The sequence below is a fragment of the Amycolatopsis sp. NPDC031561 genome (genome assembly GCF_055580625.1).
Genome location: NZ_JBVILA010000040.1, coordinates 20,868 through 35,592, shown reverse-complemented (window position 1 = coordinate 35,592; position 14,725 = coordinate 20,868). Strand labels below are relative to the sequence as shown.

Annotated in this window: 12 protein-coding genes and 1 riboswitch; of the genes, 2 read left to right on the top strand and 10 right to left on the bottom strand. The window is 67.7% G+C overall.

The window, feature by feature from the left end:
- Positions 1–93 precede the first annotated feature (93 nt).
- The 8 genes from ACZ5IK_RS42540 to ACZ5IK_RS42505 all read right to left on the bottom strand — a co-directional run bounded on the left by ACZ5IK_RS42540 (position 94) and on the right by ACZ5IK_RS42505 (position 11,135).
- Positions 94–1,539: a cytochrome P450 gene (locus tag ACZ5IK_RS42540; RefSeq protein ID WP_465492911.1), complete on the bottom strand. Its 1,446-nt coding sequence runs from the start codon at positions 1,537–1,539 to the stop codon at positions 94–96.
- A 165-nt stretch (positions 1,540–1,704) separates the two neighbouring features.
- The gene (gene metE, locus ACZ5IK_RS42535) at positions 1,705–3,978 is read right to left on the bottom strand and encodes a 5-methyltetrahydropteroyltriglutamate--homocysteine S-methyltransferase (protein WP_465492910.1); all 2,274 of its coding nucleotides are present in this window, start codon (positions 3,976–3,978) and stop codon (positions 1,705–1,707) included.
- 100 nt (positions 3,979–4,078) lie between these two features.
- Positions 4,079–4,301, bottom strand: a riboswitch (cobalamin riboswitch).
- Positions 4,302–4,432: 131 nt separating this feature from the next.
- Positions 4,433–5,509, bottom strand: coding sequence for a ribonucleotide-diphosphate reductase subunit beta (locus ACZ5IK_RS42530; protein ID WP_101606829.1), 1,077 nt, complete (start codon positions 5,507–5,509; stop codon positions 4,433–4,435).
- A gap of 72 nt (positions 5,510–5,581) precedes the next feature.
- Positions 5,582–8,560: a ribonucleoside-diphosphate reductase subunit alpha gene (locus ACZ5IK_RS42525; RefSeq protein ID WP_101606830.1), complete on the bottom strand. Its 2,979-nt coding sequence runs from the start codon at positions 8,558–8,560 to the stop codon at positions 5,582–5,584.
- A gap of 221 nt (positions 8,561–8,781) precedes the next feature.
- On the bottom strand, positions 8,782–9,390 hold the full coding sequence (locus ACZ5IK_RS42520; protein WP_465492909.1) for an acetoacetate decarboxylase family protein: 609 nt from the start codon (positions 9,388–9,390) through the stop codon (positions 8,782–8,784).
- A complete protein-coding gene (locus tag ACZ5IK_RS42515; RefSeq protein WP_465492908.1) occupies positions 9,387–10,226 on the bottom strand; it encodes an enoyl-CoA hydratase-related protein in 840 nt (279 codons plus the stop codon). The genes ACZ5IK_RS42520 and ACZ5IK_RS42515 overlap by 4 nt, the downstream gene beginning before the upstream one ends.
- A gap of 43 nt (positions 10,227–10,269) precedes the next feature.
- Entirely contained in the window at positions 10,270–10,749 is a 480-nt protein-coding gene (locus ACZ5IK_RS42510) for a tetratricopeptide repeat protein (RefSeq protein ID WP_465492907.1), read from the bottom strand.
- Positions 10,746–11,135 (bottom strand): MerR family transcriptional regulator, encoded by a 390-nt coding sequence (locus ACZ5IK_RS42505; RefSeq protein ID WP_465492906.1) that lies wholly within the window; start codon positions 11,133–11,135, stop codon positions 10,746–10,748. Before ACZ5IK_RS42505 ends, ACZ5IK_RS42510 begins: the two co-directional genes overlap by 4 nt.
- Positions 11,136–11,184: 49 nt before the next feature.
- Here ACZ5IK_RS42505 and ACZ5IK_RS42500 point away from each other — a divergent pair, with 49 nt between their 5' ends.
- Together ACZ5IK_RS42500 and ACZ5IK_RS42495 are read left to right on the top strand one after the other, a co-directional pair.
- On the top strand, positions 11,185–12,045 hold the full coding sequence (locus ACZ5IK_RS42500) for an NAD(P)-dependent oxidoreductase (protein WP_465492905.1): 861 nt from the start codon (positions 11,185–11,187) through the stop codon (positions 12,043–12,045).
- A gap of 46 nt (positions 12,046–12,091) precedes the next feature.
- Entirely contained in the window at positions 12,092–13,093 is a 1,002-nt protein-coding gene (locus ACZ5IK_RS42495; protein WP_465492904.1) for a zinc-binding dehydrogenase, read from the top strand.
- Here the strand turns inward: ACZ5IK_RS42495 and ACZ5IK_RS42490 are convergent.
- A complete protein-coding gene (locus ACZ5IK_RS42490) occupies positions 13,087–13,212 on the bottom strand; it encodes a hypothetical protein (RefSeq protein WP_465492903.1) in 126 nt (41 codons plus the stop codon). The genes ACZ5IK_RS42495 and ACZ5IK_RS42490 overlap by 7 nt on opposite strands.
- Positions 13,213–13,335: 123 nt before the next feature.
- Positions 13,336–14,592, bottom strand: coding sequence for an HNH endonuclease signature motif containing protein (locus ACZ5IK_RS42485; protein WP_465492902.1), 1,257 nt, complete (start codon positions 14,590–14,592; stop codon positions 13,336–13,338).
- Between the last annotated feature and the right edge of the window lie 133 nt (positions 14,593–14,725).

The window sequence follows — 14,725 nt, the reverse complement described above, 5'->3', positions numbered from 1 at the left end:
GTGTCTACCGGCTGAAAGGGTGATCACTGCTACACGAGTGGTGACCAGAGGTTACCAAGAGTACTCGATCGTGGATGTCCCTTTAGTCGGGATTCAGCGTGTCTCAAGTCTGATCGGCAGGCCGTCCGCGGGGACGGGCAGCGAGACGTAATCCCAGCGTGCGGTGTAGTCCTCCGGGACCGACCACCGGTACGCCCGGAGCATCTCGTGCAGCAGCGCCTTCACTTCGAACGTCCCGAAATGCAGACCGATGCACTTGTGCGCGCCGCCGCCGAACGGCATCCACGCGTAGCGATGCGACTTGTCCTCGCGGCGTTCCTCGCCGAAGCGGTCCGGGTCGAACCGCATCGGGTCGGTCCAGTACTCCGGCGCGAAATGGTTGACGGTGGGGGAAACCCCGACCAGTGTCCCTTCGGGAATGAAGTGCCCGAGAACCTCGGTGTCCTTCACGGTTTTCCTTGCCAGCGAAGGAACCGGGGCCACCAGCCGCAAGGATTCCTTGATCACCAGGTCCAGCGTGGTCAGGGTCTCCAGTGCCTCGATGTCCGGTACGTCGTCGCCGAGCGCGAGGGACTCCTGGCGCGCGCGTTCCTGCCACTCGGGGTTCTTGGCGAGGTGGTAGACGGCGGCGGCGCTGGTGATGGTCGACGTGTCGTGCGCGGCCATCATCAGGAAGATCATGTGGTTGACGACGTCGGAGTCGGTGAAGCGGTCACCGTCTTCGGTGGTGGCGTGGCACAAGGCGGTGAAGAGGTCTTCTCCGTCGCTTCGCCGCTTCGCAGGCAGATTCGCCGCGAAGTAGCGTTCGAGGACCTTGCGGCCGTGCAATCCCGCCGCCCAGCGGCCACCGGGAACGGGGAAGCGCACGATGGCCGTGCCCGCGCGCACGGAATTCACGAACGCGCGGTTGATCGCGGCCGCGTCGTCGCCGGACCGCATGCCCATGAACACGCGTGTCGCGACGTCGAGCGTGAGTTGCTTGAGAGACCAGTAGATCCGCGGGTTCGGCCGGTCCGCCCACGTGGCGATGCCCTCGCGCAGGGCCGGTCCCATCTGGTCGACGTACCCGGTGAGCCGCTGCCTCGTGAACGCCGCCTGCATGATCCGGCGGTGCAGATGGTGCTCGCCGAAATCGAGCAGCATCAGGCCGCGGTCGAAGAACTGCTCGATGAAGAACTTCCAGCCCTCCTGGGAGAAGGCCTTGTCCTTGTTCACCAGCGCGATCTGGGTGGCCTCGGGACCGGAGAGGGCGACGATGCGGCGGCCGAACGCGCCCATCCACGACACCGGGCCATAGGTCTCGTGGCGCTTGAGGCCGAACTCGATGCCGAAGCGCATGAAGTCCAGCGCGTGCCCGATGACGGGCGGGCCTTCGTCGCCGAGGACGGGTTTGAGACCCGGCGGGGCGGGCGCGAGTTCGCGGACCGGCCAGGTCGCGCCGAGCCAGCGCTGGTCGACCGAACGCGGCAGGGGGATCGAGGTGAGCGGAGGGACCCGCTCACGCAGTGCCCCGGTGACCTTTTCGACGGCGTTCGCCATGGTGACCATCTCCCCGTTGAGACCGGCTACCGACCCACCATCGCACTCTTGTTGGCAGGTTGACAATACCCTGGCGGATGTCAACCCCGGGAGTGTCAGGAAAGGGGCTTTCAAGACGTTTTTCGTCCTGAAAGCCCCTTTCCTGACAGATCAGATTAGATCAGATCAGCCCAGCTCGGACCGGACCGCGTTCGCGGCCGCGACCAGGTTCCGCAGGGCCGGCTCCACCTCGGCGTAACCGCGGGTCTTCAGCCCGCAGTCCGGGTTGACCCAGATCCGCTCGGCGGGCACGGCGCCGACGGCGGTCCGCAGCAGCCCGCTGACCTCGTCGACGCCGGGGACGCGCGGCGAGTGGATGTCGTACACGCCCGGCCCGACGCCGCGGCCGAAGCCCGCCGCGCCGAGGTCGGTGACGACCTCCATCTTCGACCGCGCGGCCTCGATGCTGGTGACGTCGGCGTCGAGTGCGTCGATCGCCTTCACCACCTCACCGAACTCCGAATAGCACATGTGCGTGTGGATCTGTGTCGCGTCGTCGATCCCGGACGTCGCCAGCCGGAACGACGAAACCGCCCAGGAGAAGTACGCCTCGTGCGCCGCCGCGCGCAGCGGGAGCAGTTCCCGTAGTGCCGGCTCGTCCACCTGGATGACGCGGATGCCGGCCGCCTGCAGGTCGTGCACCTCGTCGCGGATGGCCAGTGCCACCTGGCGGGCGGTCTCGCCCAGCGGCTGGTCGTCGCGGACGAACGACCACGCCAGGATCGTCACCGGTCCGGTCAGCATGCCCTTGACGGGTTTGCCGGTCAGGCTTTGCGCGTAGCGCGCCCACTCGACGGTCATCGGCTCGGGACGGGAGACGTCGCCGTACAGGATCGGCGGCCGGACACACCGCGAGCCGTAGGACTGCACCCAGCCGAAGTCGGTGGCCGCGAACCCGGCCAGCCGCTCGGCGAAGTACTGCACCATGTCGTTGCGCTCGGGCTCGCCGTGCACCAGCACGTCAAGGCCCAGATCCTCCTGCAGCCGGATGACGCGCTCGATCTCCGCCTTCATCGCGGCCTCGTACCCGGCGTCGTCCAGCGAGCCCGCCTTGTGCGCGGCGCGGGCCTTGCGGACGTCGGTGGTCTGGGGGAACGAGCCGATCGTCGTGCTCGGCAACGGCGGCAGGGCCAGCGCGGCCTGCTGGGCCGCCGCGCGCCGCGCGTAGGGGGAGCGGACGGTGTCCTCCGGCCGCAGCGCCTCCAGCCGGGCACGGACCCCGGCGTCGGCCAGGTCGGCCGCCGTGGCGCGGTCCGTGGCCGCCGCACGGGCGGCGGAGAGGTCGACGCCCTCCTCCTTCAGTGCGCGGCCGAGCAGGACGACCTCGTCGACCTTCTGCTTGGCGAACGCGAGCCAGCCCTTGAGCCGCGGGTGGAGCTCGGCCTCCCGCTCGACGTCGTAAGGCACGTGCAGCAGCGAGCACGACGTCGAGACGCTGACCGACTTCGCGGTGCCGAGCAGCGTCGCCGCCCGGCTGAGCGCACGGGTCGGGTCGGTGCGCCAGACGTTGCGCCCGTCCACGACACCGGCCAGGACCTCCTTGTCGCGCAAGGCGGGTTCGGCCGCGACGGCGTCCACAAAGGACTCATCGGTGACGAGGTCGACGGCGAGGGCGTCGATCGGGGAACGGGCGAGCACACCCAGTCCCCGGCCGAGACCGCCGAAGTATCCGGCGACCAGGATCTTCGGGCGCGCGGTCTCCTTCGCGAGCCGGTGGTAGGCGCGGATGAGCGCGTTGAGCTCCGGCTCGGTGCGGTCGCCGGCGAAGGCGGGCTCGTCGAGCTGGACCCACTCGACGCCTTCGTCATGCAGGCGCCGCAGCAGTTCGACGTAGCCGTCGAGAAGGTTGTCGAGAAGGTCCAGCGGGCGGAAGCCCTCCGGAGCACCCTCGGCGGCCTTCGCGAGCAGCAAGAACGTCACCGGGCCCACCAGCACCGGCCGTGTCTCGACGCCGACCGCGCGGGCCTCGCGGTACTCGTCGAGCGGCTTGGAGCCGGCGACCGAGAATCGGGTGTCCGGCCCGAGTTCGGGGACGATGTAGTGGTAGTTCGTGTCGAACCACTTCGTCATCTCCATCGCGGGCGCGTCCTGCACCCCGCGAGCGGCGGCGAAGTAGGTGTCGAGCGGTGAGAGACCGAGCTTCGTGACGCGCTCCGGCAGCGCTCCGAACAGCTCGGCGGTGTCGAGCACCTGGTCGTAGTGGGAGAACGTGTTGGAGGGGACGGAGTCCAGTCCCGCGTCCTTGAGTTCCCGCCAGGTTTGCGTACGCAGCGCGCGGCCGGTCTCCAGCAACGCGGCTTCGTCGATCTTGCCCGCCCAGTAGCGTTCGAGTGAACGCTTGAGTTCCCGGTCCGGTCCGATCCGGGGGTAGCCCAGCACAGTGGTGCCGATTTCGGTCACAGCTCTCTCCTCGCGAGCTTGTCGTCAGAGCCCGGAGCGCGCAGGAATGACCGCGGTTTCGGTCGCGCCCATCCCACGAGGCCCGGACTCACGCACGCCGTCGGCGCGCGCACCACGGGCAGGTCTTCGGACTCGTGGGCGACTCGCTCGCTCCTACCGGCCGTCGCTTCCCGGGGCGCCATGCCCCAGTGCTTTACCGTGTCTCGCACGGTGACGGCTTTCGTTCCCACATACCGCTGCGGGGCAGTCCCGGATTCTCACCGGGTTCCCTGTTACCTCGACCGGCCTGGGAGGCCGGGCGAACCAGTAGCACCCTGCAGCGTACCCACGCCCGCCGCGGCCCCGCTGGACATGTGATGAACCTCAGTCGGCTGAAGCGCGTGAAGGCCCCCTTCCCTCGGCTCAGCCGAGGGAAGGGGGCCTTCACGCGCAAGCGGTTACGCCGACCGGGGGATCAGTCCCAGTCGAGGGCGCCACCGGACTGGTACTCGATGACGCGGGTCTCGAAGAAGTTCTTCTCCTTCTTGAGGTCCATCGCCTCCGACATCCACGGGAACGGGTTCTCCGTCTCGCCGAAGATCGGCTGGAGGCCGATCTGCTGCGCGCGCCGGTCGGTGATGAAGTGCATGTACTGCTCGATCAGCTCGGCCGACAGCCCGAGCATGCCGCGGGGCATGGTGTCGCGGGCGTAGGAGACCTCGAGTTCACAGGCCTCGGTCAGCATGCCGCGGATCTCCGCCTGGAACTCCTCGGTCCACAGGTGCGGGTTCTCGATCTTGATCTGGTTGATGCAGTCGATGCCGAAGTTCAGGTGGATCGACTCGTCGCGCAGGATGTACTGGTACTGCTCGGCGATGCCGATCATCTTGTTCCGGCGGCCGAGCGAGAGGATCTGCGCGAAGCCGGTGTAGAACCACATGCCCTCGAAGATCACGTAGAACGCGACCAGGTCACGCAGGAAGTTCTGGTCGGCCTCGGGGGTACCGGTCTCGAAGTCCGGGTTCTCCAGGTTCTGCGTGTACTTCAGCGCCCACGCGTCCTTCTCCGAGATGGAGGGGACCTCGCGGTACATGTTGAACAGCTCGCCCTCGACCAGGCCGAGGCTTTCGCAGATGTACTGGAAGGTGTGCGTGTGCACGGCCTCCTCGAACGCCTGGCGCAGCAGGTACTGGCGGCATTCGGGGTTGGTGATCTGCCGGTACACCGCGAGCACGATGTTGTTGGCCACCAGCGATTCCGCGGTGGCGAAGAAGCCGAGGTTGCGCTTGAGCATGGTGCGCTCGTCCTCGGTCAGGCCGTCGGCCGACTTCCACAGCGCGATGTCGGCCTGCATGGCGACCTCGGTCGGCATCCAGTGGTTGTTGCAGCCGGCGAGGTACTTCTCCCACGCCCAGGTGTACTTCATCGGCAGCAGCTGGTTGACGTCGGCGCGGGCGTTGATCATCCGCTTGTCGTCGACGTTGATCCGGGCGGCGCCGACTTCGATCTCACCGAGGCCGGTGGCGTCGGTGGAAGCGTCAAAGGTGGTCATAGAGAACTCACTTCACGAGGTGTCGTGAGCGGTAAGGACGGTTAGAACCGCCCTTACCACTCACGAGGATGTTTACTGGCAGGCTTCGCAGTCGGGGTCGTCGATGCGGCAGGCGGCGCCGTCGGTGGCGACGAAGTCGACGTCGGAGACCTGCGGGATCTCCTTCGGTTCCGGGGCGGTCACCGGCACCGCGGGCACGGCGGCGGCGGGCGACGGCGAAACCGCGGCGGAAGCCGACGGGGCGGGCGAAGCGGCGGGGGCGGCGGGCTTGGGTGCCGAAGGTGTGGCCGGGGCCGGGGTGGCCGAGACCGCGTTCAGCTTGCCGTCGGTGCCGCGCAGGGTGCTCTTCTCCACGTGCGTCGCGGACCGCGCCCGCAGGTAGTACGTGGTCTTGAGGCCCTTGTGCCAGGCGTAGCGGTACAGCTCGTCGAGCTTGCGGCCGCTGGGCGCCGCGATGTACAGGTTCAGCGACTGCGCCTGGTCGATCCACTTCTGACGACGCGAACCGGCGTCCACCAGCCACCGCGACTCGATCTCGAACGCGGTCGCGTACAGCGCCTTGAGGTCGTCCGGCACGCGGTCGATCTGGCCGAGGCTGCCGTCGAAGTACTTCAGGTCCGACACCATGACCTCGTCCCACAGCCCGCGCTCCTTGAGCGAGCGGACCAGGTGCGGGTTCACCACGGTGAAGTCACCGGACATGTTCGACTTGACGAACAGGTTCTGGAACAGCGGCTCGATCGACTGCCCGACGCCCACGATGTTGGAGATCGTCGCGGTCGGCGCGATCGCCATCACGTTGGAGTTGCGCATGCCGACGGTCTTGACCCGCTCGCGCAGCGGCGCCCAGTCCAAAGTGGACGAGGTGTCGACGTCGAGCGCGTCGCCCTGGCGGGCGTCGATCAGCAGCTGCAGCGAGTCGATCGGCAGGATTCCCTTGCTCCACAAGGAACCCTCGAACGTCTGGTACTGGCCGCGCTCCTCGGCGAGGTCGGTCGACGCCGAGATCGCGTAGTAGCTGATGTGCTCCATGCTGGTGTCCGCGAACTGGACGGCCTCTTCCGAGGACAGCGGGACACCGATCTCGAACAGCGCGTCCTGGAAGCCCATCAGGCCCAGCCCGATCGGGCGGTGCCGCAGGTTGGACCGGCGTGCTTCCGGGATGGTGTAGAAGTTGATGTCGATCACGTTGTCGAGCATGCGGACGGCGGTGCGCACGGTCTTCTCGAGACGCTTCGCGTCGATGCCCTCGGGGGTGACGTGCTTGAGCAGGTTCACCGAGCCGAGGTTGCAGACCGCGACCTCGTCCGTGGTGGTGTTCAGGGTGATCTCGGTGCACAGGTTGGACGAGTGCACGACACCCACGTGCTGCTGCGGCGAGCGCAGGTTGCACGGGTCCTTGAAGGTGATCCACGGGTGGCCGGTCTCGAACAGCATGGTCAGCATGCGGCGCCACAGGTCGATCGCGCGGACCTTGCGGAAGACCTTCAGCTCACCGCGTTCGGCGGCGGCCTCGTACTCGCGGTAGCGCTCGGCGAACGCGGTGCCGTAGAGGTCGTGCAGGTCCGGGGTCTCGTTCGGCGAGAACAGCGTCCACTGCGCGTCGGCCTCGACCCGGCGGAGGAACTCGTCCGGCACCCAGTTCGCGGTGTTCATGTCGTGCGTACGACGACGGTCGTCACCGGTGTTCTTGCGCAGGTCGAGGAATTCCTCGATGTCGACGTGCCAGGTCTCGAGGTACGCGCAGGCCGCGCCCTTGCGCTTGCCGCCCTGGTTCACCGCGACCGCGGTGTCGTTGGCGATCTTGAGGAACGGCACGACACCCTGCGACTGGCCGTTGGTGCCCTTGATGTGCGCGCCGAGGCCGCGGACCGGGGTCCAGTCGTTGCCGAGGCCGCCCGAGTACTTCGCCAGCAGCGCGTTGTTCTTGTACGCCTGGAAGATCGAGTCCAGGTCGTCGTCCACCGTGGTCAGGAAGCAGGACGACAGCTGCGGGCGCGTGGTGCCCGAGTTGAACAGCGTCGGGGTGGACGCCATGAAGTGGAACGACGAGAGCAGCTCGTAGAACTCGATGGCGCGGGCTTCACGGTTGTCCTCGCGGATCGCGAGACCCATGGCGACACGCATGAAGAACGCCTGCGGCAGCTCGAACCGGACGCCGTTGTGGTGCTGGAAGTACCGGTCGTACAGCGTCTGCAGGCCGAGGAAGCCGAAGTCGAGGTCGCGCTCGGCGTGGATGGCCGCGGTGATCTTGTCCAGATCGAACGTCTGCAGCTCGGGGTTGACCAGCTCCAGCTCGATGGCGCGCTTGAGGTAGTCCCGGAAGTACTGCGGGTACCGGGCGGTCATCTCGTCCTGGCTGGCCAGCTGGGGCGAGCCCGCGAGGTAGCTGAGCGCCTCGCCGCGGAGCTTGTCCGCCAGCAGCCGGGCGCTGACGTAGGAGTAGTTCGGCTCCTGCTCGACGAGCACGCGCGCGGCCATGATCTGGGCGAGGGCGAGTTCGTCGGCGCTGATGCCGTCGTAGAGGTTGCGCTTGGCCTCGGCCAGCACCGGCTCGGCCGAGACGTCGTCGAGCCCGGCGACGGCCTCGCCGACCACGTGCGAGACACGGGCCCAGTCGAGCGGGCGGATCGTGCCGTCGGCGGCCTTGACGCTGATGGCGACGTCGGACGAGGCCGGCTTTTCGGACTCGCGGGCCTTCGCGCGCTCGTCGCGGTAAAGGACGTACGCGCGGGCGACCTTGTGGTGCTCGCCGCGCATCAGCGCGAGCTCGACGATGTCCTGGATCTGCTCGATGTGCAGCGCGGTCTCGGGACCGGCGTGGCGGAGCAGGGTGGCTTCGATCTGCTCGGTCAATTCGTTGACCAGGTGGTGGATCCGCGACGAAGCGGCCGCGTCACCGCCCTCGACGGCGAGGAAGGCCTTGGTCACGGCGACCGAGATCTTGTTCGCGTCGAAGGGGGACACGCTGCCGTCCCGCCGGATGACTCGCACGGTCGCGGGCGTGGTGTCCGAAGACGAAGGTGGCCGCTGACCGGTTTCCACTGACATGCGTGTCTCCAATTGGGCGCGTTGAAGCACCACAAAGCCTGACAAGGCCGTGCGCTGCAGGTTCACAAGCTGTCCGACTACCGCTCCCGAGCGGTCTCCCCGTCGCTGGGCGATGTCGGTTCCCAGAGACTACATGTAGGGGTCGGAGCCTGCACGTGCCCCAATGGGTGGCGTGTCGTGGTCTCACCCTGGCGGGTTAGCCGATCACGCTGAGCGGCTGGTCAGCCGCCGAAAACGATCTTGAAGTCGCGCAGGTGGGCGCTCAGAACAGGCCGCTGACCGGCCAGGAAGCCGAACGGTCCGGACTCGTTGATCCGCCAATCGGCCGCCGCCGGATGGGGGCGGGCCTTCGCCCGGACGGGGCTCCTTGTGAGACGTCCGTCCAACATTTGGACGACGTCGAAGGCGGCGGGCATCTTCACCGGGAGGCTCGGGCGGGGGGTGAAAGCGGCCGTCGCGATCCAGTCGTCCTGGGTGGCCGCCGAGGCGGTGAAGGTCCGGCCGTGGGTGAAGTCGAGCGCGGCGAGGTCCTTGGGGATGCCCCACAGCGCCCGTCCTCCGGCCAGCGAAACCTCGCTGTCGACCCAGATGTCGGTGATCGAGCTGGAGAGGCGCTTGCCGCGGACGGCGACCGTCGCCAGCAGCTCGTGGTATTGCAGCTGCCCGGGCTCCTGGTAGTCGATCCAGGCGGTGAACACCTGCGCGCGTCCGCCCGCCACGACCGGCTCCACACCTTCGGGGAGCGCGGGCAGTTCGCTCACCGGGACACGCCACACCGACAGGTACGCCTGGCCCGCCAGGTTCCACGGTTCCGGGGGATAGGCGGTCACGCGTTCCGCCAAGGCAGATAGGCAGGCAGGTCGGTGTCGACGCGCATGGAGAACTCCGGTGGTCGTTTCTGCAGGAAGGACATGACCCCTTCGATCGCGTCCGGGCTGGAGCCCAGGCCGCCGATCAGCCGGGAGTCCAGTTCGTGCACGGGGAACGGCGAGGCGGCGCTCGCCATCCGGTACAGCAGCTGCCGGGTGACCGCGACCGAGACCGGTGACGTGGTCGTGGCGATCTCGAGCGCCAGTTCGCGGGCCTTGCCGAGCACTTCCTCGGGCTCGTGAACACTGTGGACCAGCCCGGCGTTCTTCGCCTCCTCGACGCCGAAGACGCGGCCGCTGATCATCCAGTCGAGTGCCGTGCCCATGCCGACCAGCCGGGGGAGGAACCACGCGGACGCGCCTTCGGGGTAGATCCCGCGGCGGACGAACACGAAACCGAAGCGCGAATCCGTGGACGCCAGCCGGTAATCACACGACAGCGTGATCGTGACGCCGCCGCCGACGGCCGCGCCCCGCAAGGCCGCGATCACCGGTTTGTTCATCGTGAAGATCCGTTTCGAGCAGCGCCCCGCCGGCTCCTGCCAAGCCGCGTCCGGCCCGGTCTCCGGATCGAACTCGAATCCGCCCTGCGAGAGGTCGGCGCCCACCGAGAAGTCCTTGCCGTTGCCGGTCAGGATCACCACGCGGACGTCCTCGTCGTGGTCGGCCCGGTCCATCGCGTCGCCGAGTTCGTCGGCCATGCGGATGGTGTAGCCGTTGCGAGCCTCGGGCCGGTTGAGCGTGACCGTCGCGATGCGGTCGGCGACCTCGTAGGTGATTTCGGCGTACGCGCTCATGAGGTGAAAGTTAGGGCTATGTTGACAAGGTGTCAATAAGAGATCATTCGACGTCGTCCAGGTGATCCGCGTAGTACTCGACCGCCCGCCGGTATCGCTGGACCCCGGTGTCGGCACTGGTCGCGGCGAGCACCTTCAGCAGCGTTCCCGCCGCTTCGCGTGCTTCGCCGACGTTGTAGAGAGCCATCGCGAGGAACGTCCTGAGCGCCGCGTCGTCCGGGAACTCGTCGAGGCCGCGGCGCAAGGTCTTGAGCGATTCTTCGTACCGGCCGAGGACGCGATACGTGCTGCCGAGGCCGACGAACACGCCGTGCCTGTCCTGTGTGGACAGACCTTCGGTCGCGAGCGCCCGCTCGTAGTAGGGAGCGGCTTCGGCCTCGAAGCCGAGAGAATCGTGGGCCCACGCCGTCTGGTAGGCGATGACGGCGTCCCCCGGGTGCCGTTCGGCCAGCTCGATCAGCCGCAGGCGGGCCTCGTCGGTGCCCTGCTCGCGCAACCGGACGGCTTCCTGTGTCTCGCTCACGCGGCACCTTCGAACGGGGGATAGGTCTTCGCGCCTGTCCGCTCCGCCGCGTCGATGTACCCGGCCAGCGCGTCGCGGGACCGCGCGATCTTGGCCATCTGCTCGTCGAGCCGCCCGAGCCGTTCGCGCATCGCGGCCAGCAGTTCGGGGCAGCCGATCAGCTCCGGCTCCTCGCCGATCGCGCAGGGCAGCAGGTACGCGATGTCCTCGGATGACAGGCCCGCGGCGAGCAGATGCCGGATCTGCTTCACCCGCAGCAAGGCCGTCTCGTCGTACTCGCGATAGCCGTTCGCGGCGCGGTCCGCCTCCAGGAGCCCTTGGGCCTCGTAATAGCGCAGCTGATGGGCGTTGACGCCCGTCCGATGACTCAGTTCCCCGATTTTCATCGCTTCCCCACTTGACCTTCATACCGATCTCAACGTTGACGATGCTGCCATGAACAGTGAAACCACCGCACCCGTGACAGTTCTCGGCCTCGGCCTGATGGGTACCGCGCTCGCCCGCGCGTTCCTGAAGGCCGGGCATTCCACGACCGTATGGAACCGGACGGCCGCCAAGGCGGAGTCTCTGGTGACCGAGGGGGCGCGGCTCGCGCCCACCGTCGGTGACGCGCTCGAAGCGGGCGGCGTGACGATCGTGTGCCTCACCGACTACTCGGCCGTGCGTGACCTGCTCGGCGAAGCCGGGCTCGAGGGCACGACCCTGGTCAACCTGACCTCGGGCGACTCCACACAGGCGCGGGAAACCGCCGCCTGGGCGGAAAAGCACGGCGCCCGCTACCTGGACGGCGCGATCATGGCCATCCCCTCGTCTATCGGGACTGACGAGGCGGTGATCCTGCTCAGCGGCCCGGAGCCGGACTTCGACCTCGGCGCGCTCGGCACGGTCAGTCATCTCGGCGCGGACCCCGGGCTGGCGTCGCTGTACGACGTCGCCGGTCTGGCGATGATGTGGAGCGTCCTGAACGCGTGGCTCCAGGGCACCGCGATGCTCCGGACCGCCGGTGTCGACGCCGCGACGTACGCGACCTTCGCGCAGCAGATCGCCGTCGGCGTCGCGGGCTGGCTGCCCGGCTATGCCGAGCAGGTCGACCAGGGCTCGTTCCCGGCGGAGGTGTCGGCCTTGGAGACCGACGCGCGGGCGATGGCGCACATGGTCGAGGAGAGCGAGGCGCTGGGCGTGAACGCTGAACTGCCGAGGCTCATCAAGGCGATGGCCGACCGCGCGATCGCCGCCGGGCACGGCGGGGAGCAGTACCCCGTGCTGATCCGGGAGTTCGAGCGGGCGGGGGAGTAGGCCCTACATATTTACAATTCGAGGTATTGCGATATAAGATCGGAGCATGTCGACCTCGATGCGTGCGGTGGAACTCGTTCGCTTCGGTGACGCGGACACCGCGTTCGCCGTCCGGGAGCTGCCGAGGCCCGTTCCCGGACCCGGTCAGGTGCTGGTGCGCGTGCTGGCCACGTCCGTGAACCCGCTCGACCTGCAAACCCGGCGCGGCGACTACCGCGACGAGCTCGCGCTGCCCGCGGTGATCGGCAACGACGTGTCCGGCGTGGTGGTCGAGACCGGCCCCGGGGCGGGCGACTTCCAGTCGGGCGACGAGGTCTGGTACCTGGCGCCGATCTTCGCCGGGCAGGGAACCTACGCCGAGTTCCACGTGGTCGACCAGGACGTGGTCGCCCGCAAGCCCGCACGGTTGTCGCACGTCGAGGCCGCCGGTCTCGTGCTCGTGGGCGTGACGGTGTGGGAGGCGCTGGTCGAACGCGCCGCCGTGCGGCCAGGGGAACGGGTCCTGGTGCACGGCGGGGCGGGCGGGGTCGGCTCGATCGCCGTCCAGGTCGCCGCCGCGCTGGGAGCCGAGGTGGTGACCACCGCGCGGGCGAGGGATCACGAGTTCGTCACCGGACTGGGAGCCGGCGTCGCGATCGACTTCTCGGCCGGTGACTACGTGCCGCGGGTCCGCGAGCTGGGCGGGGTGGACGTCGTGCTGGACACGGTGGGCGGGGACACCCTCGCCCGCAGCCCGGAGGTCCTCGCCGACCGTGGCCGCGTGGTGTCCATCGTGGACATTCCCGAACCGCAGAACCTGCTCGCCGCGTGGGCCGTGAACGCGACCTACCACTTCCTCTTCGTCAGCCCTGGCCGGGCGAAGCTCGAAGCCATCGGGCGTCTGGTCGACGAAGGCAAGCTCAGGCCAGTGATCGGCGCCGTGGTGCCGCTGGACGACATCGCGCAGGCGCACACATTGTTGGAAGGCGGCTCGGCCGGCGAGGGCCGAGGCCGCCCGCGCGGCAAGATCGCCATCGCCGTGCACCCGCGGGAGGCTGCGGATCAGTGACGCGGCAGGTAGTCCGTCGCGGCCAGGACGCCGAAGACCAGGAGGGCCGTCACCAGCACGATCATCGCGATCAGGACGAGCAGCGCCGCGAGGCCGCCCAGGCCGTCCCGTTTGCGCATCTCGCCTACGGTACCTGGGCTCGGGGGCGTTTGGGTGACGTCGCGCGGCAGCTTGTTCGGTTGGCGACCCGCGGTGAACTCCGTCAGTCCATAGTGGGCTTGGAGGCTTTCGCTGTCATCGGCCTATACCTGTAGGTGCATGGTGTTGCGCCTCGGAGTCCCGGTGGGGTCGAGGTAGGCGGGGGCGGTGAATTCAGGGAGCCCGTCTTGGGCGATCTGGACTTTCCACTCGCTTTTATGGATCAGCCGATGGTGTCTCGCGCAGAGGAGCACGAGGTTGTCGATTTTCGTTTCGCCACGGTGTCGCCAGAAAACTATGTGATGTGCGGTGCAACGCTGCACCGGCATATCACAGCCCGGGAACGCACACCCACCGTCGCGGATTTTCAGGGCGTGCTTCTGCGGGGTGGTGGCGGACCGGCTGGACCGCCCCACATCCAGCGGCTTCCCCGCCCCCGACAGAACAACAGGCCGGATCCGGGCATCGCAGGCCAGGATCCGGACGTCGGTGGCACTGATCGGGCCGACCAAGTCGAGGACGCCGTCGCCGACCTCGTTCATCAGATCCTCGTAGGCCATGGTCACCAGAATCTGGGTCGACTCCCCAGCCTGACCGGGAAGATCGGGGCTGGCGGTCTTCAACCGCACATAGTCGGCGAACGCATCCCCATAACGCTCACCCTGGCCGCGAGAGTCACGGACACCGTCGACAGCCTTGTGCGGCTTGGCCAGAGGATCGAGATCGGACTTCAACCGCGCATAGGTTTCCAGATCCAGGGTTCCCGCGAACCCGAGCGTGCCGTCACGACGCTTGACGAACCGCAACTCCGGACGAGCATCCTTCGGGCCCTCATCACGGGGTTCTTTACCGTCGGGATCCATCGTGTTCAGCATCCGACGCCCAGCCGTCACGATCTCCTTCGGCCCAGCCCGCCGAGCCAGATCAACCAAGATCTTCTCCCCGGCCCGCACCTCCTCCGCAGGAACAAAGGAGGGAATCTGGGCGAGAGCGCCGATGATCGCATCGATCTGACCGCCCCCGATCGCACCTTCGGCAGCGGCTTCGGCGGTCAACGGAGCCAGCGGTGGCACGACGCCCCCGCCGATGACCACCCCAGGATGCAGAGCCAGCGCCCGATCAGCGCGAGCCGACGCTTCCTTCTCCGACACGTGGAAGTCCTGAAAGATCAACCCCATCAACGTCGAATGCCCCGTACACCCACGAATCCCACGAGAATTCAACTCCGCCAAGACCGCGTACTGCTCCGCATCCAATTGACGCTTCAGGACTTCGATTTCCTGCTTACGGGCATGCAGCGATGCAGTATCGGCACGCCACCACTCGGTGCGCACTGACTGGGGACTGTTTTCGCTGGCCACGGGATCAACGCTACGACATTTCGAACGCCTGTACTAGCCCGATTTGCGTAGCGGGCAGGTGGGGGTCATTTCACCCGATGGGGAACAAAAGATGGTGAATGCACTACGCAGAGTCCTGTGATTGGCCTGTGGG